We start from the raw sequence: 23,042 nt of genomic DNA, 5'->3' as shown, positions 1-23,042 counted from the left end.
GTACACAGCAGATTTAGTGTGGGCTCTGTGGGATTTAGGGCGGCTGGGCTGGCCTCATCGCGAGCAGGCTCGCTCCCACATTGGATCTCTGATGGCCACAGAATTCATGCACACCATCACTTCCCCTGTGGGAGCGAGCCTGCTCGCGATGGGGTCAGCAGCTACAACGCCATACAAGATATAGCCCTTGCTCCCCCATTGGATTTGTGGGGATACACAAGTCCCCTGTGGGAGCGGGCTTGCTCGCGAAGAGGCCAGTCGCTACACCGCCAAATAAAAGGTAACAACCCATGCTGCAACTGATCCTCGGTGGCGCCCGCTCCGGTAAGAGCCGCCTGGCCGAAAAGCTCGCCACCGACACCCGATTGCCGGTCACTTATATCGCCACCAGCCAACCCCTGGATGGCGAGATGAACGAACGTGTCGCCCAACACCGCGCTCGCCGTCCGGCCGAATGGGCGCTGGTGGAAGAGCCGTTGGCCCTGGCGCGGGTGCTGCGCGATAACGCAGGTTCAGGGCAATGCCTGTTGGTGGATTGCCTGACGTTGTGGCTGACCAATCTGCTGATGCTCGACAACCCCGAGCAGCTGAACGCCGAGCGTGACGCCCTGCTGGAGTGCATTGGCGCACTGCCGGGCGAAATCATTTTTGTCAGCAACGAGACCGGGATGGGTGTCGTGCCGCTGGGCGAGTTGACTCGCCGTTATGTCGATGAAGCCGGTTGGCTGCATCAAGCTTTGGCCGAACGTTGCCAGCGCGTCGTGCTGACCGTTGCCGGCCTGCCCCTGACTCTCAAAGGTACTGCGTTATGAATCACCGCTGGTGGCTGGACCCGTGCAAGCCCCTTGACACCCAGGCCCTGGAACAGGCCGCGGCCCGTCAGCAACAGCTGACCAAACCGGCCGGTTCCCTGGGGCGGCTCGAAGCAGTGGCGGTGCAACTGGCGGGTTTGCAAGGGCAGGTCAAACCAAGTCTGGACCAGCTCTGGATCGCGGTTTTCGCTGGTGATCATGGTGTGGTGGCCGAAGGCGTATCAGCCTATCCCCAGGAAGTCACCGGGCAGATGTTGCTCAACTTTGTCAGCGGCGGCGCGGCCATCAGTGTATTGGCGCGGCAACTGGGAGCGTCGCTGGAAGTGGTGGATCTGGGCACCGTGACCACCTCCCTCGATCTGCCGGGTGTGCGGCATCTGAACGTCGGGCCGGGTACCGCGAATTTCGTGCAGGGGCCGGCGATGACCGTGACCCAAGGCGATCAGGCGTTGCTGGCCGGACGGGACAGTGTGCTGCGCGCTGTCGCCGCCGGAACGCAGCTGTTCATCGGCGGCGAAATGGGCATCGGCAACACCACGGCGGCCAGTGCCCTGGCCTGTGCCTTGCTTGACTGCCCGGTGACCCACCTGGTCGGGCCGGGTACCGGGCTGGACGCCGCGGGTGTCAGCCGCAAGGCCCAAGTCATCGAGCGCGCCCTGGCGTTGCACGGCGCGCAGCGCAACGATCCACTGCAAACACTGTTCAACCTTGGCGGGTTTGAAATCGCAGCGCTGGCTGGCGCGTATCTGGCCTGCGCCCAGCAGGGCGTTGCGGTGCTGGTGGATGGTTTCATCTGCAGCGTCGCGGCGCTGGTGGCGGTGCGTCTTAATCCTGAATGCAGGCAATGGCTGTTATTCGGCCATCGCGGTGCCGAGCCGGGGCATCGACACGTTCTGGAAACCCTCGGCGCTGAGCCGCTCCTTGACCTGGGACTGCGCCTGGGCGAAGGCAGCGGTGCGGCGTTGGCGGTGCCGCTGTTGCGCCTGGCGTGTGATCTCCACGGGCAGATGGCGACGTTTGCCGAAGCGGCCGTGGCGGATCGTCCAACATGACTTTGCGCCTGGATCTGCTGCGCCACGGCGAGACCGAGCTGGGCGGCGGGCTGCGTGGCAGCCTTGACGATGCCTTGACGGACAGGGGCTGGGAGCAGATGCACGCGGCGGTCGCGGCGGGCGGTCCCTGGGATCGGCTGGTGAGTTCACCGTTGCAGCGTTGCGCCCGTTTCACTGAGCAACTCGGCGCCCAGCTCGGCCTGCCGGTGCACCTGGACAAGGATCTGCAGGAACTGCATTTCGGCGCTTGGGAAGGCTGCAGCGCGGCGGCGTTGATGGACACCGACGCTCAAGGACTGGGCCGATTCTGGGCTGATCCCTATGCCTTCACACCACCGGATGGCGAGCCGGTGCTTGAGTTTTCAAAGCGAGTCCTGGCGGCGGTTGAACGCCTGAGGACCGCGTATGCTGGGCAGCGCGTGTTGCTGGTCAGCCATGGCGGGGTGATGCGATTGCTGCTGGCGCGGGCCCGTGGTCTGCCTCGGGAGCAGTTGCTCAATGTCGAAGTGGCTCATGGCGCGCGGTTTTCTCTTCGCGTGTCGCCTGGTTCGGTCTTGAAGGAAGAGGGCTGAAGATGCTGGCGTTCCGGATCGCCTTGCAGTTCCTGAGCAGCCTGCCGGTTCGCTTGCCAGGCATGCCTGAACCAGCGCAGTTGGGGCGTTCGTTGCTGTTCTATCCGTTGGTAGGGCTGTTGTTCGGTGGCTTGTTGTGGGGTGTTGATGCCGTGTTGCTTGGCGCGCCGCTGCTGCTTCATGGAGCCCTGTTATTGACCGCCTGGGTGCTGCTTAGCGGCGGCCTGCACCTGGATGGCCTGGCCGACAGCGCGGATGCCTGGCTCGGTGGTTTTGGCGATCGTGAGCGCACGCTGCTGATCATGAAAGACCCTCGCAGCGGGCCGATCGCGGTGATTACGTTGGTGTTGGTGCTGTTGCTCAAATTCGCCGCATTGCTGGCGCTGATCGAGCAGCGACAGACCCTGGCATTGATCATCGTGCCGGTTCTGGGGCGCAGCGCATTGCTGGGGTTGTTACTGACCACGCCCTATGTGCGCGCTGGCGGGTTAGGGCAGGCGCTCGCCGATCATCTGCCGCGCCGCACGGGCTGGCAGGTATTGCTGGCCTGTGCGGTGGGGGCCATGCTGGTGGCGGGCTGGGCCGGGGTTTCGGCGCTGGTTATCGCCCTGGCGGTATTTGTCGGGTTGCGCCAGATGATGTTGCGCAGACTGGGGGGCTGTACCGGGGATACGGCAGGCGCCTTGCTGGAGCTGCTTGAAATGGTGGTGTTGGTTGGGCTGGTATTGATCTGGAATTGAACGCTACCTTTGTGACGAGGGCATTCAGCTTGAATTTTCCTGAATTAAAATTTGCATTCATTTAATCGCGGGTATATACACGCACTATGCTTGCCTCCCAATGTTTGTGCATCAACCTGCGTCGTGCCGCTCGTGGCGTCAGCAGGTATTACGACGGCGCCCTCGATGGCTTCGGGATCAACGTCGCCCAGTATTCTTTGTTGAGTAACCTGGCGCGCCTGGACCAACCGAGTATCTCTTCCCTGGCCGAGGCCATGGGCCTGGACCGCAGCACCCTGGGGCGCAACCTGCGGGTTCTGGAAGGTGAGGGGCTGGTGGCGCTGGCCGAGGGAGAAGACTTGCGCAATCGTATCGTCGAACTCACTGAAGCCGGGCATGCCCGGCTGGCGGCGGCGTTGCCGGCCTGGGAAGCGGCGCAACAACGATTGATCGATAAGCTGGGCGCCGAAAAGCGCGCAACGTTGCTGGCCTTGCTGGATGAACTGGCGTGAAGCCGGTTCGTTCGATGATAAGCGGGTATATACCCGTGACCGGAGAATAAAAATGACATCGATGTGGCGTACCTGTGGTTGGGTTCTGGTGGGCGGCGCGCTGATCCTGGCGTTGTCCCTGGGTGTACGGCATGGCTTCGGGCTGTTTCTGGCGCCCATGAGTGCCGAGTTTGGCTGGGGCCGCGAGGTGTTTGCCTTCGCCATTGCCTTGCAGAACTTGATCTGGGGCCTGGCGCAACCTTTTACCGGGGCGCTGGCCGACCGCTTCGGTGCCGCGAAAGTCGTGCTCATCGGCGGTGTACTGTACGCCCTCGGCCTGGTCTTCATGGGCATGGCCGACTCACCATGGTCGCTCTCACTGAGCGCGGGTCTGTTGATTGGTATCGGCCTGTCCGGCACATCGTTTTCGGTGATCCTCGGCGTGGTCGGGCGTGCTGTACCGCCGGAAAAACGCAGCATGGGCATGGGGATCGCCAGCGCCGCCGGCTCCTTCGGCCAGTTCGCCATGTTGCCGGGCACACTGGGTCTGATTGGCTGGCTCGGCTGGTCTGCCGCGCTGTTGGCGCTAGGGCTGCTGGTGGCGCTGATCGTGCCGCTGGTGAGCATGCTCAAGGACACGCCAGCGCCGCTGACCGGTCATGAGCAAACCTTGTCCGAAGCACTGCGCGAGGCGTGCAGCCACTCCGGTTTCTGGTTGCTGGCGGTTGGCTTTTTTGTCTGTGGGTTCCAAGTGGTATTCATAGGCGTGCATTTGCCGGCCTACCTGGTGGACCAGCACCTGGCGGCCAGCGTCGGCACGACCGTGCTGGCCCTGGTCGGGCTGTTCAATATCTTCGGCACCTACACCGCAGGCTGGTTGGGCGGTCGGATGTCCAAGCCGCGCCTGCTGACCGGGTTGTACCTGTTGCGGGCGGTGGTGATCGGCTTGTTCCTATGGTTGCCGGTGACGACTACCACGGCTTACCTGTTCGGGATGGCGATGGGCTTTTTGTGGCTGTCGACGGTGCCTTTGACCAACGGCACGGTAGCGACGTTGTTTGGCGTACGAAATCTCTCGATGTTGGGTGGGATCGTGTTCCTGTTCCACCAGTTAGGTTCGTTCTTGGGGGGCTGGCTGGGTGGGGTGGTGTACGACCGCACCGGCAGTTATGACTTGATCTGGCAGGTGTCGATCCTGCTCAGTCTGCTGGCGGCGGCGTTGAACTGGCCGGTGCGTGAGCGTCCGGTGGCGCGGCTGCAAGTTCAGGCAGGTGCGGTATGAGCCGCGTAGGCCCCTGGTTGATTGCTGCCGGTGCCGGCCTGCTGCTGGTGATTGCCTGGTGGGGCTGGCATCAGGGTGGGTTGGCGTTGATGCAACTGGGTATGGGCGCCTGCTGAGCGGTGGACGGCGCCGGGCATGGGGGAGTAACGTCGTGGTCTGACGTGCTTTCAAGGAGATTGCGACATGCTGATGCGCAGGCTTGCTGTACCCGCTCTGCTGCTGGCTTTGACCGGGCACGCATGGGCCGCGGACTGTCCACCCATGCTGGAGGGCTCGCTGCCCAAGTTGCGGGCCAAGGAAAACATCGATCTGTGCCAGCGTTTCGCTGGCCAGCCGCTGGTGGTGGTCAACACTGCCAGCTTCTGCGGTTTCGCCCCGCAGTTCAAGGGGCTGGAGGCCCTTAACCAGCGCTATAAAGGCGAAGGTTTGCAAGTGCTGGGGGTACCGTCCAATGACTTCAAACAGGAATCCAAGGACGGCGAAGAGACGGCCAAGGTCTGCTACGTCAATTACGGCGTGACCTTCACCATGACCGAGCCTCAACCGGTACGCGGCGCGGACGCCATCCCGTTGTTCCGGCACCTGGCCGAACAGTCCGGCGCCCCGAAATGGAATTTCTATAAGTATGTCGTGGACCGTCAGGGCAAGGTCGTCGCCAGTTTTTCCAGTCGGACCAAACCCGACGATCCCGAACTCATCAAGGCGGTAGAAGCGGCCATCGCATCCAGCCCCTGATCGCCGGTCACGAAAAAGCCCCGCCTCTTTGCAGAGAGCGGGGCTTTTTTTCGCTTCAGATGGCGAGGGGGTCAGGCCCGCCGTGAATCATCAGAAGCGGTAGGTTGCACCGACGCCGAAGCCGTTGGCGCTGTTTTCGTATTCAGCGTTGTAGGATTGGCCCAGAACGTTGCTGTGATTGACGTTGACTTTCTCTTCCTTGAGGTAGGAATACGCCACGTCGATGGTCAGGTCTTCGGTCGGACTCCAACCGGCACCCAGGCTGAAGATAGTCCGGTCGCCGGTAGGGATGCGTGGCGAGCGGTCGATGTTGTTGGTAGGCGACTGGTCGAAGGTCAGGCCAGTACGCAGCACCCACTGCTTGTTCAACTGGTAGGACGTACCGATGGCGTAGGCCCAGGTGTCGTGCCAGTTCTGTTCCTCGGTAATGGTGCCGAGGAACGCAGGGGCCAACGCGCCACCGTTTGCCGGCGTGACGCCTTGGTTATCCACGGTGATTTCTTTCAGGCGGCTCCAGCGAGTCCAGGTGCTACCGGCATAAAGGGTCCAGGCATCGTTGAGTTGCTGGGTGACCGAAAAGTCCACCGATTCTGGCGTCGTGATGTCCAGAGAAGCGTCATAACGCGCGCCATTCAGGAATCCGGCGGGAGTACCGGCCCCTGGGCTCACCTTGGTGTGGCCGTCAAGCTTGTACTTGACCTTGGAATGGTAGGTCAGGCCCACGCGAGTGGTGTCGGTCGCCTGGACCAGCACGCCGATGTTATAGCCATAGCCAATGTCGTCGCCCTTGATCTTCACGTCGCCGTCGTTAGGCGAAAGCGGCGTGGTCAGGGTCGATTCCAGCGAACCGGAAATATGGTTGATGGTCGGGCCGAAACCGATCGACACCTTGTCGTTGAAGGCGTAACTGACGGTTGGCTGGAAAGCGACGACTTTCACTTCGCTCTTGCTGCCGAAGTTACGGCCCTGGAAGCTGCTTTCGTAATCGGTGATCAGGCCGAACGGTGCGTATACACCCAGGCCGAAAGCCCATTGATCATCGATAGGCTTGACGTAGTAGCCCATCGGAACGGCAGTGAACGGCACCATATCGCCCTTGTTGGTACCGGATTGGCTACCGCTGGCGTCGTTGATGTCAGTGGACGCGTCGATAGCGGCCATACCGCCTGTTACTTGCTGGCGCTTGAGGCGCGACATGCCGGCCGGGTTGCCAAACACAGTGCTTGCATCATCGGCAGAGGAAGAACGCCCAGCGAAACCGGTGCCCATGCCACTGATGCTTTGTTCGTTCAAGGCAAAGCCACTGGCGAAAATCTGCGTGGATGCCAAGGTAACGGCAAGGCCAAGGGTGGTTTTGAGCATCATTTTTTTCATTGTTAGAACTCCAGGTGATCACCGGGGCGAAAATTACCAACATTTTCGTGTAAGCGCTATAGGCTGTATGGCTTGATTTAGAGCGGTTTTGTAGGACAATCAGACCGGATTCGCGACCGTTGTAGGAATTTTCCAGATTTCACCTTAGCAGGCGACCTGATTCAGAGGCGAAACACAACTTTGCCAGGCGCCGGTGAAATCACGCAGGCGCCCTTGAGGGTGAAATGTCTGGCGCCAGATCCGGGCCATGCCCAACAGATCATCGGCTTCGGGAAGCGCAAGGTTCTGTTCCTCTACCAAAAGCCAGGCAATGGCGGTGGCGTAGCGTAGGTTGACAGTCAATTCCAGGTGCGGGCCGCTGAGAAAGGCGTGCTGGCTGGCCAGGCCCCGAACCAGGCTGGCTCGTTCCGGATCCAGCGCCAGGTAATGGTCCCAGAGCGCCCGGTGGCGAGGTTCGGGAATGCGATATAGGCCATGCCCGCGACGGTCATGCAGGGCTGATCCCAAGGCGGACTGGCTGGCGGCAATCCCCAGCAACAAGGATTCCGCCGTTGCACTGTGGCGCTCCAGGTACAGGAGCGTCGGGCGGATCACATATCGACACAGTTCGCTGGCAGCGATACCCATAAAACCCTCGGATAAAACCCTCGGAGCGGGAAATGAGCGGAGCCTGAAAGGTGTGGGCTTGGCAGCAGTGGTTCGGTTCAGGCTCCGCCGAAAGCGGATCATGCCGCTTGACTTGAAGTGTAGTGTCATATTCCAGCTGTAAAGGACTGTTTTTAAAACATCTTCGCCGAACGGTTATAACCGTTATATCCCCCGGTGCTTAAGCCGTTGCGCTTTATCGAGAAATTTTGGGCAATAAAAAGCCCCGCTTTTTGGGCGGGGCCTTGGGGTTTCAGCCTTTGCGGCGTATCAGGCAACCAGTGCCTGACGGGTACGCTCGATCACGGCCTGCAGCGGCTCTGCGCTGGAGTACTGATCGGGGTACAGGCGTTCGCTGTGACGGGCGATGCCATGCTCGTTGACCAGGGTGAAGCTGAAGCAGCCTTTGCGAGCGGCCATGATCAGGCAGTTCATTGGGGCAAAAGCGTTGGTTAGGGTGCGGATGGCATCCTGTGTATGGATTTGAGTAGACATGTTATGGGTGTTCCTACAAATGACACGGTTAAGAACCGTGCAACGTTAAAACGTTCCAGTAACGTCGACCACCATTGGTCGAACGAAGAACCCGACTGGAACAAAGCAGCCAGTTTGAGCGCTATATAAAGTGCGCGCTTGGGCTGGCAGGTAGGTACTTAGGAGGGCAGGCAACACATCAAGGGCAAAGGTTCTGGGCCCGGGGTGAAGATCCTGATCAATTTTGCAGGCTGGTTCGGTCAGAGTAACGAGTCTGGCAACAGCCTTTGCAATCGATCAAAGGCAGTGTTGACGCAAGAATTACCTGGAAACCATCGAGGGGGTCGGTCTCTTTTTGTCGGTGAGGCTTCTCTTGAAGAAGGCTGACCGTGGAGATGTATTCGACCCGGAATTGACTTTCAGCTTGGTACTAACGCCGCGAATAGTAACGGATCGAGTGGTCGAAGGGAAGGACGATGGGCAAAAAAGATTCTGCCTGGCCGCGACGTGATCGTTTGTTTGCCCTAGGGGGCAGGAGGTGGTCGGCTATAGCACAGGAACCGAGCAATGGATTTGCGACCAGCCAGCGGACAACGGCCCGCATGTCGTCGGGTTATCCCCAGGTTTTACCGCACAAATGAGCCAAAACAGCGCAGCGATATAACCGGTTGACGTGTTACTTGTGCACACTCGACCCGGTGGTTGTCACCGTATTGTCATGTGGGAACAATTTGGGGTGGGTGCCTGTATCCAAAATTTAAGTCAATGAAAAACATCGCTTTTTTTTACTGGTGAAAAAATCGTCAGTTTGAGCGCAGGCCCCGTTCCATAGGGCTTACGGCGACTTCAAGGGGGGTTGTCCACTGAGTTATCCACAGCTTCTGTGGATTGTCCCAAGCGCTTGCTCTAGGACGGGCGTGCCGGTTTTTTTCGACTTTACCCGTGCGAAAAAAGGAGTAGAGTGGCGCGCCTTCCTGATCTGTCCCACAGTGCTTTATGAAGTTTCGCTCAGTATCAAATCCTGTTACCTCCACACCCTCTGGTGTTACCCCACCCAAACGCATTTCGATGCGCGTGGCCGAATGGCTGCTCGACAGCCCGCGCCTTGGGGAAAACACCAGTGTCAAACACTTGGCCGGCCGTTTACTCAAGCAACCGGCCCGGGAAGGCGTGGTCGCTGCACAAAGTCGCCTCGGCCAGTTGATGTGCCGTGAATGCGGGAACGCGCGGGACCGTCGTATCGGCCAGGATCTGCTGCGCCAGGCTGCCAGGGCCGGGGATCATCGTGCTCGCCAGGCGCTGGGTGAAATCGAAGACTGAGCTGGGCAACCCCTGGCCGCTTGGTTAACCTGCGGGCTTTATTTCATCGGCGGGAATTGTCATGGCTATGGATTTGACCAGCCTGTTGTTTGGCCTGGCGGGTGCGGCAGTGCCGTTGCTCGCCCTGGCCTGGCACCTGCAACGCCAGGCCAGCGCCGCGCAGACCGAACTCGCATTACTGGAAGAGCGCCTGGCCACTGCCCACATGGCTCACGACGGCTTGAATGCCCAGCTCGATGCGTGCCGCGATGAAATCAGCGACCTGGGCCAAGCCAACGCCGCCCGGCAAGCTGAGCTTGCTGCCGCTTGTCGCGAAGTCGAGTTGCTGCAGATCGAACGCGACAATGCCCGAGACGCCGCCCACGCCTGGAATCTGGAGCGCGCCGGAAAAGAATCGGAACTGCGGCGTCTTGATGCCCAGGCGGCTTCGTTACATGCCGAACTGCGTGAGCAACAGGAAAGTCATCAGCAGCGGCTGGACGACCTGCAAGGCTCGCGAGACGAGTTGCGGGCACAGTTCGCCGAACTTGCAGGAAAAATCTTCGATGAGCGTGAGCAGCGCTTCGCTGAAACCAGCCAGCAGCGGTTGGGACAGTTGCTCGACCCGCTGAAGGAGCGCATCCAGTCCTTTGAAAAGCGTGTTGAAGAAAGCTATCAAGCTGAGGCGCGGGAACGTTTCTCCCTGGGCAAGGAGTTGGAGCGGCTGCAACAGCTGAACCTGCGCCTGAGCGATGAGGCGACCAACCTGACCCGCGCCCTCAAAGGCCAGAAGACCCAGGGTAACTGGGGCGAACTGATTCTGGAACGGGTGCTCGAGCACGCCGGCCTGGAGAAGGGCCGCGAATATCAGACCCAGGTCAGCCTCAAGGGCCCGGACGGCGAACGGTTCCAGCCGGACGTGCTGATTTACCTGCCCGGCGACAAGCAGGTGGTGGTGGATTCCAAGGTCAGTCTCACGGCCTATCAGCAATACGTGGCCGCCGAGGACGACAGCATTGGCCAACTCGCTCTCAAGCAACACGTGGTGTCTTTGCGGGCCCACGTCAAAGGTCTGGCCGGCAAGGATTACAAGCGCCTGGATGGTTTGCACAGCCTGGATTTCGTGTTGTTGTTCGTACCGATCGAAGCCGCATTTTCTGCCGCGCTTCAAGCCGAACCGAACCTGTTCCAGGAAGCCTTCGACCGCAACATCGTGATCGTCAGCCCGACGACACTGCTGGCAACGTTGCGGGTGATCGACAGTTTGTGGAAACAGGAACGTCAGAGTCAGAACGCTCGGGAAATCGCCGAACGAGCTGGGTGGCTGTATGACAAGTTCGTGCTGTTCATCCAGGACCTGGACGAAATTGGCAGCCGTTTACAACAACTGGATAAAGCCTACAGTGCTGCGCGCAACAAACTGACAGAAGGACGCGGCAACCTGATCAGCCGCAGCGAACAACTCAAATTGCTCGGCGCCCGGGCCAGCAAAAGCCTGCCAGCCGAATTGCTCGAACGGGCAATGACGGGTGTCGATGGGCTGCCGGAACTGCCTGAAGAAACCGAAAAGCCCCAGGTTTGATGCGCCCCCCGGCTAGATGTAGAAGCCTGGGTTTAATGCCGGGCAGTGTACGCCTGACTGCGGAAATCGATCCTGGCTACAACGGCAAATGCCGACTCAACAACGCCCTCAACGCGGCCGGCTTCACCGGTTTGGCCAAGTAATCCAGACCTGCCGCATGCACCTGCGCCACCGTCTCGGGGCGGCCATCGGCGCTGATCACCACGCCAGGTATCGGTTCACCCATACGGGTGCGTAACCAGGCCATCAGCTCGGTGCCGGTCTCTCCATCGTCCAGGTGGAAATCCACCAGGGCCAGTTGTGGTCGGCCTCCCTCGCTGAGCAAACGCTCGCACTCCTGGCGGTTACGCGCCGTCCACACCTGGCAGCCCCAGCGAGTCAGCAGGCTGTTCATGCCGATCAGAATGCTGTCTTCGTTGTCGATACACAGTACCTGGGCGCCCTTTGGCAAATGACCGTTGGGTTCGGCAACGGGCTTGGGCAAGGCAGTCTGCGCCTGGGCCAGCGGTACGCTGACGCTGAATACGCTGCCGCGCCCAGGCCAGGAACGTACCCGCAAGGTGTGACCCAGCACGCGACACAGCCCGTCGGCGATCGCCAGGCCCAGACCGAGGCCTTTTTCGGCACGGGTCTGATGGCTGTCGAGGCGTTTGAATTCTTCGAAAATGACCTGCAGTTTGTCTTCGGCGATGCCCGGGCCGCGATCCCACACCTCCAGGCACAATTCGCCATTGCGACGGCGTACGCCCAGCAGCACCGGTCCCTTGGCATAGCGGAAGGCATTGGTGAGGAAGTTCTGCAACACACGTCGCAGCAGCTTGATGTCGCTGTCGACCCGCAGTCGCGAGCCCCGCACCCGGAATTTAAGGCCTTGTTCCTGGGCCAGTACCTTGAACTCGGCGCCGAGGGTGTCGAACAGCTCATTGAGGGCGAATGGATTGCGGTCAGGGTTGATCTTGCCGTTCTCCAGGCGGGAAATGTCCAGCAGGTCGGTGATCAGGTCTTCGGCCGAGCGCAACGAACTGTCCAGATGGTGCACCAGTTGCCGGGCCTCGTTCGGCAACCCGTCGTGCTGATGGGACAATGCCGCGGAGAACAGGCGCGCGGCGTTGAGCGGCTGCATCAGGTCATGACTGACTGCTGCCAGGAACCGTGTCTTGGATTGGTAGGCCGACTCGGCGGTGCCTTTGGCTTCGGTCAGGGCCATGTTCAGTTGCGACAGTTCCCGGGTGCGCTCTGCCACCCGTTGTTCCAATCCTTCATTGGCTTCAGTCAGGGCCTGTTCGGCTTCGCGGAAAGCGGTAATGTCGGTAAAACTCATGACGAAACCACCGCCGGGCATGGGGTTGCCGATGAGCTCGATCACCCGGCCATTGGGGAACAGTCGTTCAGAGGTGTGGGCACGGCCCTGGCGCATCCAGTGCAAGCGTCGAGCGACATGAACCTCCGCTTCGCCCGGGCCGCAAAGGCCGCGCTCGGCGTTGTAGCGGATGATGTCGGCGATGGGCCGGCCGACACTGATCAAACCGTCTGGGTAGTTGAACAGCTCCAGGTAGCGACGGTTCCAGGCCACCAGCCTGAGGGACTGATCGACCACGCTGATGCCTTGGGTGATATTTTCGATGGCGCCTTGTAGCAGTGCGCGATTGAACTGCAGCACTTCCGAGGCCTCATCCGCGATTCGGACCACATCCTCCAGCTGCATTTCCCGACCTTCAATCGCGGCTTTTACTACAGCGCGCGTCGATGAAGCTCCCAGTACACCCGCCAGGAGCCGTTCGGTGTGGGCGATCCATTCACTGTCGGCATTCTGGTTCGGGTTGAAGCCTTTGCCCTGGCGGTAGGCAAAGCGAATGAAACTCTGGCGCGCCCGTTCTTCGCCAACGAAGCGCGCGGCCAATTGCAGCAGGTCTTCGATGTGCACCGCCAGCATCGAGCGGGGGTTGGGGCGGGCGCTGATTTCCTGACCGATGAAGCGTCCGGCCTGCCAGTGTTCCGACACGCGGGTGCGCGACAGCACGGAGATCCAGGCAAACAGGGTGAAGTTACCGGCCAGGGATAACACGACCCCTTGGGTCAGCGGTGAAATCGGCAGGTTCAAGGGGTTGCCATGCAGCCAGGCAAGCCCCGGGAAACTGTTCAGCGACCAGCCCAGGCTGTGGGCCGCGATCGGCAACACCAAGGTGTAGAACCACAGGAAAATCCCCATGGCGAGGCCGGCGAACACGCCGCGGCGGTTGGCCTGTTTCCAGTACAGCGCGCCAAGCATGGCGGGCGCCAGTTGAGTTACGGCGGCGAAGGCGATCTGGCCGATGGTCGCCAGGCTCGCTGTCGACCCCAGCAGGCGGTAGCTGACATAGGCCAGCAGCAGGATCACCACAATGCTCACCCGGCGAACCGACAGCATCCACTGGCGAAACACTTCGAAGGGCCGCTCGGCGTTGTTGCGGCGCAACAGCCAGGGCAGCAGCATGTCGTTGGACACCATGGTGGAGAGCGCGACACTCGCCACGATGACCATACCGGTGGCCGCCGAGGCGCCGCCAATGAACGCAAGCACCGCCAGCGCCGGGTGGGCCTGGGCCAAAGGCAGGCTGATGACGAATGAATCCGGCAGCACCGAGTCGGGCAACATCATCTGCCCGGCGAGGGCGATGGGCACCACGAACAACGCGGCCAGGGCCAGGTAGGCGGGGAACACCCACTTGGCCAGGCGCAGATCCTGGGGCTCGATGTTCTCGACCACGGTCACGTGAAACTGCCGCGGCAAGCAGATGATCGCCATCATCGCCACCCCGGTCTGCACCACCATGGACGGCCAGTTGATGGTTTCTTTCCAGTATTGCTCCAGCCGCGGCGCAAGCATCGCCTGGTTGAACAGATCGTCGAAACCGTCGTAAAGGCCATACGTGACAAAGGCGCCAACGGCAAGGAAGGCGAACAGCTTGACCAGCGACTCAAAGGCAATGGCCAATACCATGCCGCGGTGGTGCTCGGTGGCGTCCAGGTTGCGGGTACCGAACACGATGGTGAACAGTGCGAGGATCAGCGAGACGATCAGCGCCGTGTCCTGGGCGCGGGTGCCCGTGGTGTCGGCCCCGGCGCCGATGAGCAGGTTCACCCCGAGCACGATGCCCTTGAGTTGCAAGGCAATGTACGGCAACACACCCACCAGGCAGATCAGGGCAACCACAATCGCCAGGGACTGGGATTTGCCATAGCGCGCGGCGATGAAGTCAGCGATGGAGGTGATGTTTTCCTGCTTGCTGATCATCACCATTTTCTGCAGGACCCACGGTGCCAGTACCAGCAACAGGATCGGCCCGAGGTAAATCGGCAGGAATGACCAGAGTTGTTCGGCGGCCTGGCCCACCGCGCCAAAAAATGTCCAGCTGGTGCAGTACACCGCCAGCGACAGGCTGTAGACCCACGCCCGCACCCGAGGGGGCAGCGGCGTGCTGCGCCGGTCGCCGTAGAAGGCGATGGCGAACAGGATGGCCATATAGGCCAGGGCAACAACGGCGATCAGCCCGCTGGACAACGACATGGAAGCTCCTGAACGAAAGACCCCGGGGGCAGGCCCGGCGGGACAGTCTCGCATGCCCGCTCAGGTTCGTCAGTGTCGACCAAGGTCGAGGCGTGTCGAGGTGTCGCGGGTTGCGCTCAGCATTGGGTCATGGAGTGTTCTGGATGGCCGCCATCGCGAGCAGGCTCGCTCCCACATTTGAGCGGTTGTGAACACAAAATTCATGTTCGCCGCAGATCCAGTGTGGGAGCGAGCCTGCTCGCGATGACGGTATTACTGGGCCAATGCGATATCTACCAGGCGATACAACTCCTCAACCGCCAGCGGCGCGGTGGCAAAGAGAATGCGAAACACCGTCGGCGCGACCACCACATTTATCAGACGCTCGACCCCCGGGTTTGGCTCGTCGGGATAGCGATCCAGGATGGTCTGCAACTGGCCGCTGATGATTCCCACACAATAGCCCGGCGTGGCGCAGGCCTGGATGTCGCGCATCATGTTGCGCCCGGGTTCAGAGCTCATTTCGTCCAGGTACTGTTCGGCCCAGGCGCGAAGATCCCCGCGCAGGCTGCCGGTGTCGACCGGTTCGCTGTCCGGGCGCATGCGGGCGATTGCAACGTCGCCCAGCAATGCCGGCAGGTCACCCCAGCGGCGGTAAATGGTGGACGGGGTTACGCCTGCGCGGGCAGCGATTTGCGGCACGGTCAGGGTGGCGCGGTCCTGCTCCTGGAGCAGGCTGCGAACCGCCGAATGAATCGACTCTTGTACCCGTGCGCTTCTGCCGCCGGGACGTAAACCTTCTTTAATAGCCATGGATCGGACCTTAACACAAAGAATTTGCTTTAAGCGCACGTCGATAGCACACTCTGCAAAAGCAAAAAATTAGCTTTTGTGGATCACCTTGTGGAGTGTGCCCATGTCCCGTCCAGCTTCGACCCGTGCCAGCCTGATATTCCTGGCGATCACCCTGCTCGGTTTCCTCGCTGCGTCCAGCGCGCCAACCCCGCTGTATCACCTCTATCAGGAACAACTGCAATTTTCCCCCGGGATCTTGACGCTGATTTTCGGTGTATACGCGTTCAGTCTGTTAGCAGCCTTGTTGACCGTAGGTTCGCTGTCGGATTATCTGGGGCGCAAACCGGTGATTTTCGTAGCGCTGTTGCTCAACATGCTGGCGATGCTGCTGTTTATCAACGCCGACAGTATCGCCTGGTTGATCGGTGCACGGTTGATTCAGGGCTTCGCCACGGGCATGGCCACCAGCGTGCTTGGCGCTGCCTTGCTGGACTTTGATCGTCGGCAAGGTCCGCTGATCACCAGCGTCGCGCCCTTGCTGGGCATGGCTTGTGGGGCGTTCGGCTGTGGCATGTTGGCCGAGTTCGCGCCGTTGCCCCTGCAACTGACGTACTGGATTCTGCTGGGATTGTTCCTGATCCAGGCCATTTACCTCTGGTTTCTGGCGGAGAGCGTCAGCCCGCAACCGGGTGCCTGGCGATCCTTGCGCCCGACCTTACATGTGCCGATCCAGGCACGGTGCGCCTTGTGGCTGATACTGCCGTTGAACCTGGTGGCCTGGGCGGTGGGCGGTTTTTACTTGTCACTGGCGCCGTCATTGGTGCGGGCCGCAACCGGAACCACCTCCAACTTGATTGGCGGCGCGCTGGTGGCGGTGCTGACGCTCACCGGAGCGTTGAGCATCTACGCGCTGCGCAACCAGGTGGCCGACAAAATGCTGCGCCTGGCCGCCAGTCTGTTGATGGTCGGTCTGGCGCTGGTATTGATCGCGGTGCACGGTGCCAGCTTGCCGTTGTTCTTCGTTGGCACGCTGGTCACCGGCAGCGGTTTCGGCGCAGGCTTTCTGGGGGCATTGCGCAGCATTATGCCGTTGGCCTTGCCCCATGAGCGGGCCGGGTTGATGTCGGCGTTTTATGTCCTCAGTTATTTGGCCTTCAGCCTGCCGTCGCTGCTGGCGGGGAGCCTGACCCGGGTGTTCGGGCTGATCCCGACCACCGATGGCTATGGCGCGGTCTTGATTGTGCTGTCGACCGTTGCCTTGCTGGGGCTGTCGCGGCAAGCGCGGCCATCGCCTGGTTTGGGTTAACCTTGGCTTCTCAACTTGTTTTGGCGCGATCTCTTTTGAAAATTATCCGCAGCAAATCCTTTACCGGTGACCGCGCCTGGGCGGCGCTGGATATCGCCAATATGAACGGCATCACCACGCGTTTGCACTGGACTGATCAGCCTTACAAATGGCACATCAATGACGGTCAGGAAGTCTTCGTGGTCCTCGATGGGCAAGTGCAGATGAGTTATCGGGAAGAGGGGGTCGAGAAAGACGCCTTGCTGGGCGCGGGGGATATTTTCTACGCATCGGTGGGCACCGAGCACGTAGCCAAGCCATTGGGGGAGGCGAGAGTTCTGGTGATTGAGACCGAGGGCAGCGTCTGATAAATATTACTGAAATCGATAATATATAGAGATATTACCCGTTATATAGATATTCGATTTGAATCTAGCATGGCGCTATCTCATCCGAGAGCAGGAGTTCGCCATGCCATGCTGTGCTGCAACAAACCGTTTGCGCCCACTCAGTCATTTGCCCAGGCCATTGGAAGCCATTCGCCAGTTCACGCCTAACTGGTTTGCTGTCGTCATGGGCACTGGAGTAGTGGCCCTGGCGTTGGCGCAATGGCCGGGGGATGTCCCAGGCCTGCGCGTCCTGGCCGAAGGGTTGTGGTTGTTCAACATCCTGTTGTTTGTGTTGTTCACCGGACTGTACACCGCCCGTTGGGTGCTGTTCTTCGACGAGGCCCGGCGGATTTTCGGTCATTCAACGGTTTCGATGTTTTTCGGCACCATTCCCATGGGGCTGGCGACCCTCATCAATGGCTTGTTGGTATTCGGTTTGCCGCGTTGGGGCGAGGGCGTGGTGCCGTTGGCTGAAACGTTGTGGTGGATCGACGTGGCGATGTCCCTGGCCTGCGGCGTGCTGATTCCGTTTTTGATGTTCACCCGCCAGGAACACCGGATCGACCAGATGACCGCCGTGTGGTTATTGCCAGTGGTGGCGGCTGAAGTTGCCGCCGCCAGTGGCGGGTTGTTGGCGCCGCACTTGGCAGACGCTCATTCGCAACTGGTCATGCTGGTCACCAGCTATATCCTCTGGGCATTTTCCCTACCCATAGCGTTCAGCATTCTGACGATTCTGCTGCTGCGCATGGCCTTGCACAAACTACCCCATGAAAACATGGCCGCCTCGAGCTGGCTGGCCCTCGGCCCGATCGGTACCGGTGCCTTGGGCATGTTGTTGCTGGGAGGCGATGCGCCGCTGATTTTTGCCGCCAATGGCCTGCCGGGCTTGGGCGACGTCGCCGCCGGCTTGGGGCTGGTGGCCGGTATCACCCTGTGGGGGTTCGGGTTCTGGTGGATGCTGATGGCGCTGCTGATCACCGCACGGTATTTGCGCACAGGCATCCCGTTCAACCTCGGTTGGTGGGGCTTTACCTTCCCATTGGGCGTGTATGCGCTGGCGACGCTGAAGTTGGCGAGCTTGCCGAGCCTGGGTTTTTTCACCGTGTTCGGTTGTGTGCTGGTGGCGATGCTGGCGGTTATGTGGCTGATCGTCGGCCGGCGCACGGTGCTCGGCGCCTGGCACGGCGAGCTGTTCGTGTCGCCGTGCATTGCGGGGCTGGCGAAATAATCGTTAAAGACAGGTAATGTGTTGCCTGGATCGAAGAACCTCATTCCAATAAGCGACCACGCCACTCAGGAACATGGAAGATGAGTCACCCCTCGCAGTTCACCTTGCTCCGCACGCGGCGTTTCCTGCCGTTTTTCATCACGCAGTCCCTTGGCGCGTTCAACGACAACGTGTTCAAGCAATCGCTGATCCTGGCGATTCTCTATCGGCTGACCATCGAGGGTGACCGTTCGATCTGGGTCAACCTGTGTGCGCTGCTGTTTATCTTGCCGTTCTTCTTGTTCTCGGCGCTGGCGGGGCAGTTCGGGGAAAAATTCGCCAAGGATGCGCTGATTCGTCTGATCAAACTCGGCGAAATCGCCATCATGGCGATTGGTGCGGTGGGTTTCCTCTTCGATCACTTGTGGCTGATGCTGGCGGCGCTGTTCGCCATGGGCACCCAGTCGGCGCTGTTCGGGCCGGTGAAATATTCGATCCTGCCGCAAGCGCTGCATGAGGACGAACTGGTCGGCGGCAATGGCCTGGTGGAGATGGGCACGTTCCTGGCGATCCTCATCGGCACCATCGGTGCCGGAATCATGATGTCCTCGGCGCATTACGCACCGGTGGTGGCGACCTCGATTGTCGTTATCGCCGTGCTCGGTTACCTGGCGAGTCGCGGCATTCCGCGCGCGGCGGCGGCCTCGCCGCAGATGCGTTTGAACTGGAACATTTTCAGCCAGTCCTGGGCCACGCTTAAACTGGGCCTGGGACAAACGCCGGCGGTGTCCCGCTCCATTGTCGGCAACTCGTGGTTCTGGTTTGTCGGAGCGATTTATCTGACGCAGATCCCGGCCTACGCCAAGGACTGGATGCACGGTGATGAAACCGTGGTGACCTTGATCCTGACGGTGTTCTCGGTGGGGATCGCATTAGGTTCGATGCTGTGCGAGAAGTTGTCTGGGCGCAAAGTCGAGATCGGACTGGTGCCGTTCGGCTCGTTTGGCCTGACCGTGTTCGGGCTGCTGTTGTGGTGGCATTCCGGTGGAATTCCCGGCAGCGCCGAGGGTTACGGCTGGCTCGAAGTGCTCGGTTTCGGCCACGCCTGGCTGGTGCTGATCGACATCCTCGGGCTCGGTGTCTTTGGTGGTTTCTACATCGTGCCGCTGTACGCACTGATCCAGTCGCGCACCGCCGAGAATGAGCGGGCGCGGGTCATCGCCGCCAACAACATTCTCAACGCGTTGTTCATGGTGGTCTCGGCGATTGTCTCCATTGTCCTGCTGGGCCTGCTGGAACTGTCGATTCCGCAGCTGTTCCTGGTGGTGTCGCTGCTGAACATTGGCGTGAACACCTACATCTTCAAAATCGTCCCCGAGTTCAGCATGCGCTTCATGATCTGGCTTCTGAGCCATTCCATGTACCGCGTGGAGCATCGAAACCTGGATGCGATTCCCGATGAAGGTGCCGCGCTGCTGGTCTGCAACCACGTATCTTTCGTCGACGCCTTGCTGATTGGCGGCGCGGTGCGCCGGCCGATTCGTTTCGTGATGTACTACAAGATCTACAACCTGCCGGTGCTCAATTTCATCTTTCGCACCGCCGGGACGGTTCCGATTGCCGGGCGCCAGGAAGACATTCATACCTACGAAAGCGCCTTTACGCGCATCGCACAATACCTGCAGAACGGCGAGTTGGTGTGCATCTTCCCCGAAGGAAAGTTGACGGCCGATGGTGAGATCAATGAGTTCAAGGGCGGGCTGACGCGCATTCTTCAGGAAACACCCGTGCCGGTGATTCCCCTGGCGTTGCAGGGACTGTGGGGCAGCTTCTTCAGTCGCGACCCGAACAAGGGGCTGTTTCGCCGGTTGTGGTCGCGGGTGACGTTGGTGGCGGGTCCGGCGGTTGCCGTTGAGGCAGCGGAGCCAGCGAAGTTGCAAGCGTTGGTGGGGGATTTGCGCGGGGCTGTCAGATAACGGGAGACACCTTGTGAAAGTAAGGTATGTGGGAGCAAAACTTGCTCGCGATAGCGTCCTTGAGACCGCCTCGCGGGCAAGCCTTGCTCCCACAGGTCTAGCCCCTGCAAGCCTCTGTGTCTACAGATCTTGCTCCTGCAGGTGAACTCAGGCGCTGACCTTAAGCCCGATCAACCCGGCAACGATCAACGCCACACTGGCCAGCCGAACCAGCGCCATGGACTCACCAAACAGAATGATCCCGGCAATCACCGTGCCCACGGCACCGACGCCGGTCCAGATGGCATAGGCCGTGCCCAGGGGCAATTCCTTCATCGCAAGGCCCAGCAGGCCAAGGCTGATAGCCATGGCCGCAACGGTCAATACGGTAGGGAGCGGGCGGCTGAAGCCGTCGGTGTACTTCAGGCCGACAGCCCAACCGACTTCGAACAGGCCGGCAAAAAACAGAATGATCCAGGACATCACACACCTCCATCGATGGATGGGGTCGTCCCCGGATTTAGGTCGATCGAGTGGCGGGGTCGTCCCCGCGATGGGCATATAGATTGCCCATTATTGACCACTCGATCAAGTCTGCTTTTCAGTCCGCCGCTTGGCGGGCGAGCAGCTCACGGTCCTGTTTTTCGCTCATGCGCCGGAAATACGTCGAGAGCAGTGCCCCGGAAATATTGTGCCAGACGCTGAACAGCGCGCTGGGCACCGCCGCCAGCGGCGAGAAATGCGCACTGGCCAGGGCTGCGCCCAGACCGGAGTTTTGCATGCCCACCTCCAGCGACAAGGTCTTGCGCTGGGCCAGTGGCAACCCGAACAGGCGACCGGTGAAGTAACCCAGCAGGTAACCGAAGCTGTTATGCAGCATCACGATTGCCATGATCAACAGGCCGGACTCGGCGATCTTCGCCTGGCTGGCCGCCACTACCGCCGCAACAATGATCACGATGCTCACTACTGAGATCAGCGGCAGCACTTCGACCGCGTGACGAACCCGCTCCCCCAACAGGCGTTGAGCAACGATGCCCAGCACGATAGGCAGCAGTACGATCTGCAGGATCGACCAGAAAAGCGCCGAGAACGACACCGGCAACCAGGCGGAAGCCAGTAGCCAGATCAGCGCCGGGGTCAGCAAAGGCGCGAGCAGGGTGGTGATGGCCGAAAGTGACACGGCCAAAGCCAGGTCACCGCGGGCCAACCAGGTCATGACGTTGGAGGAAGTGCCGCTCGGGCAGCAACCCACCAGAATCACCCCGACGGCAATCTCCGGCGGCAGGCTGAATGCCTGGCAAAGTAACCAGGCCACGCCGGGCATGATTACAAATTGTGCAATCACTCCCAGGACTACCCGCCCTGGATGACGGCCTACTTCGGCAAAGTCTTCCAGCTTGAGCGCCAGGCCCATGCCGAACATCACCAGTCCCAGCAAGGGGACGATGGCGACTTTCAGATCGACGAACCACTGCGGCAGCAAGAATGCCAGCACGGCAAAAAACAGCACCCAGTAAGCGAAGGTATTGCCGACAAAACGACTCAATGCAGCCAGTGCGCGCATGACCTGATCCTTATTATTAAGTAGCAGCACAAAAACAATGTGGGAGCGAGCCTGCTCGCGATAGCGGAGTATCAGTCAACTTATCGGTAACTGTCACTCTGCTATCGCGAGCAGGCTCGCTCCCACAAGGGTAATCATTTGGCTGTTAGATCCCCTGAGGCATCTCTTCACCACCCAATGCTTCTACCAGCGCCGGCAGGAATTCGCCAAACGTCAACATCATCAGCGTGAAGCTGGCGTCCAGTTGGCCGAGGGCCTCGTCGCCGCCGTCTTGTTCCGCCTGGTCCTGCAACAAGTCTTCGAACTTCAGACGCTTGACCACCATTTTGTCGTCGAGCACGAAAGACAGCTTGTCCTGCCAGGCCAGCGACAGTTGGGTCACCACTTTGCCGGTGTTCAAGTGCAGCTGGATTTCGTCGCTGGTCAGGTCCTGGCGCTTGCAGCGCACGATGCCGCCATCTTCGTGAGTGTCGCGCAGCTCGCATTCATCCAGCACGAAGAAATCGTCGGCGGCTTTCTGGGTCTTGACCCAGTCGGTCATGATGGCGGTGGGTGCCGTCTTCACTGTCAGTGGGCGCACCGGCAGCGAGCCGAGGACTTCACGCAGGGTAGAGAGCAGGTCTTCGGCGCGTTTCGGGCTGGCGGAGTTGACCAGGATCAGTCCCTGTTTCGGTGCTATGGCGGCGAAGGTGGACGAGCGACGAATGAACGCGCGAGGCAGAAACGCCTGGATGATTTCATCCTTGAGCTGGTCCCGTTCCTTTTTATAGACCTTGCGCATTTGTTCGGCTTCGATCTCTTCGACCTTTTCCTTCAGGGCATCGCGTACGACGCTGCCTGGCAAGATGCGTTCTTCCTTGCGCGCGGCGATCAGCAGGAAATCCTGGCTGATGTGCACCAGAGGTGCGTCTTCGCCTTTGCCGAACGGCGCGACGAAACCGTAAGTGGTCAACTCCTGGCTTGCACATGGACGCGCCAGTTTGCTGGCCAGTGCAGTTTCCAACGCCTCGGCATCAAAAGGCAGATCTTGGGTCAGGCGATAGATAAGCAGGTTTTTGAACCACATGGGGTGAGTCTCTCCTTTATACAAAGGGAGGCATTATTCTCTTCGCGGGGCCATAGGCCAACCCTTCGCTAAGCCTTTGGAAGGCCTGAAAAAATTAAAGTAAAAAGTGCTTGCCAGCTTTGAGGACGCTCCGTAGAATGCGCGCCACACCGAAAGCGAAGGGTGATTAGCTCAGCTGGGAGAGCGTCTGCCTTACAAGCAGAATGTCGGCG

At 60.3% G+C, this 23,042-nt stretch carries 21 protein-coding genes; 13 read left to right on the top strand and 8 right to left on the bottom strand.

Annotation, left to right across the window (positions count from 1 at the left end; genetic code table 11):
* Positions 1-290 precede the first annotated feature (290 nt).
* From cobU to MA884_RS14240, 7 genes are all read left to right on the top strand, one after another.
* Positions 291-812 carry a bifunctional adenosylcobinamide kinase/adenosylcobinamide-phosphate guanylyltransferase gene (gene cobU / locus MA884_RS14270; RefSeq protein ID WP_256231129.1) on the top strand — a complete coding sequence of 174 codons (522 nt, stop codon included), beginning with the start codon at positions 291-293 and terminating at the stop codon, positions 810-812.
* Positions 809-1,864, top strand: coding sequence for a nicotinate-nucleotide--dimethylbenzimidazole phosphoribosyltransferase (gene cobT / locus MA884_RS14265; protein WP_256231128.1), 1,056 nt, complete (start codon positions 809-811; stop codon positions 1,862-1,864). Before cobU ends, cobT begins: the two co-directional genes overlap by 4 nt.
* Complete coding sequence (gene cobC / locus MA884_RS14260; protein WP_256231127.1) at positions 1,861-2,436, top strand: alpha-ribazole phosphatase family protein; 576 nt, start codon at positions 1,861-1,863, stop codon at positions 2,434-2,436. Before cobT ends, cobC begins: the two co-directional genes overlap by 4 nt.
* 2 nt (positions 2,437-2,438) lie before the next feature.
* A complete protein-coding gene (locus MA884_RS14255; protein WP_256231126.1) occupies positions 2,439-3,176 on the top strand; it encodes an adenosylcobinamide-GDP ribazoletransferase in 738 nt (245 codons plus the stop codon).
* 86 nt (positions 3,177-3,262) lie between these two features.
* On the top strand, positions 3,263-3,667 hold the full coding sequence (locus tag MA884_RS14250; RefSeq protein ID WP_047228709.1) for a MarR family winged helix-turn-helix transcriptional regulator: 405 nt from the start codon (positions 3,263-3,265) through the stop codon (positions 3,665-3,667).
* A 52-nt stretch (positions 3,668-3,719) separates the two neighbouring features.
* The gene (locus tag MA884_RS14245) at positions 3,720-4,928 is read left to right on the top strand and encodes an MFS transporter (RefSeq protein WP_256231125.1); all 1,209 of its coding nucleotides are present in this window, start codon (positions 3,720-3,722) and stop codon (positions 4,926-4,928) included.
* Positions 4,929-5,111: 183 nt separating this feature from the next.
* Complete coding sequence (locus tag MA884_RS14240; RefSeq protein WP_256231124.1) at positions 5,112-5,663, top strand: glutathione peroxidase; 552 nt, start codon at positions 5,112-5,114, stop codon at positions 5,661-5,663.
* Between the two features lie 90 nt (positions 5,664-5,753).
* Here the strand turns inward: MA884_RS14240 and MA884_RS14235 are convergent, their stop codons facing one another.
* The 3 genes from MA884_RS14235 to MA884_RS14225 form a co-directional block, all read right to left on the bottom strand.
* The gene (locus MA884_RS14235) at positions 5,754-7,037 is read right to left on the bottom strand and encodes an OmpP1/FadL family transporter (protein WP_256231123.1); all 1,284 of its coding nucleotides are present in this window, start codon (positions 7,035-7,037) and stop codon (positions 5,754-5,756) included.
* Positions 7,038-7,181: 144 nt separating this feature from the next.
* Entirely contained in the window at positions 7,182-7,664 is a 483-nt protein-coding gene (locus MA884_RS14230) for a hypothetical protein (RefSeq protein ID WP_256231122.1), read from the bottom strand.
* Positions 7,665-7,952: 288 nt separating this feature from the next.
* Positions 7,953-8,177 (bottom strand): hypothetical protein, encoded by a 225-nt coding sequence (locus MA884_RS14225; RefSeq protein WP_007898912.1) that lies wholly within the window; start codon positions 8,175-8,177, stop codon positions 7,953-7,955.
* 975 nt (positions 8,178-9,152) lie between these two features.
* On the opposite strand from MA884_RS14225, the gene MA884_RS14220 reads away from it, so the two are divergent.
* Entirely contained in the window at positions 9,153-9,476 is a 324-nt protein-coding gene (locus tag MA884_RS14220) for a sel1 repeat family protein (protein ID WP_186656323.1), read from the top strand.
* Between the two features lie 205 nt (positions 9,477-9,681).
* Entirely contained in the window at positions 9,682-11,037 is a 1,356-nt protein-coding gene (gene rmuC / locus MA884_RS14215) for a DNA recombination protein RmuC (protein WP_256231250.1), read from the top strand.
* Positions 11,038-11,113: 76 nt separating this feature from the next.
* Here rmuC and MA884_RS14210 read toward each other — a convergent pair whose 3' ends face one another.
* Positions 11,114-14,584 carry a PAS domain-containing hybrid sensor histidine kinase/response regulator gene (locus MA884_RS14210; protein ID WP_256231121.1) on the bottom strand — a complete coding sequence of 1,157 codons (3,471 nt, stop codon included), beginning with the start codon at positions 14,582-14,584 and terminating at the stop codon, positions 11,114-11,116.
* Between the two features lie 252 nt (positions 14,585-14,836).
* On the bottom strand, positions 14,837-15,376 hold the full coding sequence (locus MA884_RS14205) for a TetR/AcrR family transcriptional regulator (protein WP_256231120.1): 540 nt from the start codon (positions 15,374-15,376) through the stop codon (positions 14,837-14,839).
* Positions 15,377-15,479: 103 nt separating this feature from the next.
* Here MA884_RS14205 and MA884_RS14200 point away from each other — a divergent pair, with 103 nt between their 5' ends.
* From MA884_RS14200 to MA884_RS14185, 4 genes are all read left to right on the top strand, one after another.
* On the top strand, positions 15,480-16,664 hold the full coding sequence (locus MA884_RS14200) for an MFS transporter (protein ID WP_256231119.1): 1,185 nt from the start codon (positions 15,480-15,482) through the stop codon (positions 16,662-16,664).
* A 35-nt stretch (positions 16,665-16,699) separates the two neighbouring features.
* Positions 16,700-17,011 carry a cupin domain-containing protein gene (locus MA884_RS14195; RefSeq protein ID WP_256231118.1) on the top strand — a complete coding sequence of 104 codons (312 nt, stop codon included), beginning with the start codon at positions 16,700-16,702 and terminating at the stop codon, positions 17,009-17,011.
* 103 nt (positions 17,012-17,114) lie between these two features.
* Positions 17,115-18,263, top strand: coding sequence for a TDT family transporter (locus MA884_RS14190; protein WP_256231117.1), 1,149 nt, complete (start codon positions 17,115-17,117; stop codon positions 18,261-18,263).
* Positions 18,264-18,343: 80 nt separating this feature from the next.
* Complete coding sequence (locus MA884_RS14185) at positions 18,344-20,218, top strand: MFS transporter (protein ID WP_256231116.1); 1,875 nt, start codon at positions 18,344-18,346, stop codon at positions 20,216-20,218.
* A gap of 147 nt (positions 20,219-20,365) precedes the next feature.
* Here MA884_RS14185 and sugE read toward each other — a convergent pair whose 3' ends face one another.
* From sugE to rdgC, 3 genes are all read right to left on the bottom strand, one after another.
* A complete protein-coding gene (sugE, locus tag MA884_RS14180) occupies positions 20,366-20,680 on the bottom strand; it encodes a quaternary ammonium compound efflux SMR transporter SugE (RefSeq protein ID WP_256231115.1) in 315 nt (104 codons plus the stop codon).
* Positions 20,681-20,798: 118 nt separating this feature from the next.
* Positions 20,799-21,764, bottom strand: coding sequence for a bile acid:sodium symporter family protein (locus tag MA884_RS14175; protein WP_256231114.1), 966 nt, complete (start codon positions 21,762-21,764; stop codon positions 20,799-20,801).
* Positions 21,765-21,909: 145 nt separating this feature from the next.
* Positions 21,910-22,830 carry a recombination-associated protein RdgC gene (gene rdgC / locus MA884_RS14170; protein WP_047228694.1) on the bottom strand — a complete coding sequence of 307 codons (921 nt, stop codon included), beginning with the start codon at positions 22,828-22,830 and terminating at the stop codon, positions 21,910-21,912.
* Positions 22,831-23,042 lie beyond the last annotated feature (212 nt).

Origin of the sequence: Pseudomonas sp. Q11, assembly GCF_024494355.1 — a bacterium.
Classification (GTDB): domain Bacteria; phylum Pseudomonadota; class Gammaproteobacteria; order Pseudomonadales; family Pseudomonadaceae; genus Aquipseudomonas; species Aquipseudomonas hefeiensis.
This window is presented reverse-complemented; position numbering and strand designations above follow the sequence as displayed.

Bases quoted from the DNA above. Each gene is read 5' to 3' on its own strand.
- cobU (WP_256231129.1), top strand. From the start codon at position 291: ATGCTGCAACTGATCCTCGGTGGCGCCCGCTCCGGTAAGAGCCGCCTG.
- cobT (WP_256231128.1), top strand. From the start codon at position 809: ATGAATCACCGCTGGTGGCTGGACCCGTGCAAGCCCCTTGACACCCAG.
- cobC (WP_256231127.1), top strand. From the start codon at position 1,861: ATGACTTTGCGCCTGGATCTGCTGCGCCACGGCGAGACCGAGCTGGGC.
- MA884_RS14255 (WP_256231126.1), top strand. From the start codon at position 2,439: ATGCTGGCGTTCCGGATCGCCTTGCAGTTCCTGAGCAGCCTGCCGGTT.
- MA884_RS14250 (WP_047228709.1), top strand. From the start codon at position 3,263: ATGCTTGCCTCCCAATGTTTGTGCATCAACCTGCGTCGTGCCGCTCGT.
- MA884_RS14245 (WP_256231125.1), top strand. From the start codon at position 3,720: ATGACATCGATGTGGCGTACCTGTGGTTGGGTTCTGGTGGGCGGCGCG.
- MA884_RS14240 (WP_256231124.1), top strand. From the start codon at position 5,112: ATGCTGATGCGCAGGCTTGCTGTACCCGCTCTGCTGCTGGCTTTGACC.
- MA884_RS14235 (WP_256231123.1), bottom strand. From the start codon at position 7,037: ATGAAAAAAATGATGCTCAAAACCACCCTTGGCCTTGCCGTTACCTTG.
- MA884_RS14230 (WP_256231122.1), bottom strand. From the start codon at position 7,664: ATGGGTATCGCTGCCAGCGAACTGTGTCGATATGTGATCCGCCCGACG.
- MA884_RS14225 (WP_007898912.1), bottom strand. From the start codon at position 8,177: ATGTCTACTCAAATCCATACACAGGATGCCATCCGCACCCTAACCAAC.
- MA884_RS14220 (WP_186656323.1), top strand. From the start codon at position 9,153: ATGAAGTTTCGCTCAGTATCAAATCCTGTTACCTCCACACCCTCTGGT.
- rmuC (WP_256231250.1), top strand. From the start codon at position 9,682: ATGGCTCACGACGGCTTGAATGCCCAGCTCGATGCGTGCCGCGATGAA.
- MA884_RS14210 (WP_256231121.1), bottom strand. From the start codon at position 14,584: ATGTCGTTGTCCAGCGGGCTGATCGCCGTTGTTGCCCTGGCCTATATG.
- MA884_RS14205 (WP_256231120.1), bottom strand. From the start codon at position 15,376: ATGGCTATTAAAGAAGGTTTACGTCCCGGCGGCAGAAGCGCACGGGTA.
- MA884_RS14200 (WP_256231119.1), top strand. From the start codon at position 15,480: ATGTCCCGTCCAGCTTCGACCCGTGCCAGCCTGATATTCCTGGCGATC.
- MA884_RS14190 (WP_256231117.1), top strand. From the start codon at position 17,115: ATGCCATGCTGTGCTGCAACAAACCGTTTGCGCCCACTCAGTCATTTG.
- MA884_RS14185 (WP_256231116.1), top strand. From the start codon at position 18,344: ATGAGTCACCCCTCGCAGTTCACCTTGCTCCGCACGCGGCGTTTCCTG.
- sugE (WP_256231115.1), bottom strand. From the start codon at position 20,680: ATGTCCTGGATCATTCTGTTTTTTGCCGGCCTGTTCGAAGTCGGTTGG.
- MA884_RS14175 (WP_256231114.1), bottom strand. From the start codon at position 21,764: ATGCGCGCACTGGCTGCATTGAGTCGTTTTGTCGGCAATACCTTCGCT.
- rdgC (WP_047228694.1), bottom strand. From the start codon at position 22,830: ATGTGGTTCAAAAACCTGCTTATCTATCGCCTGACCCAAGATCTGCCT.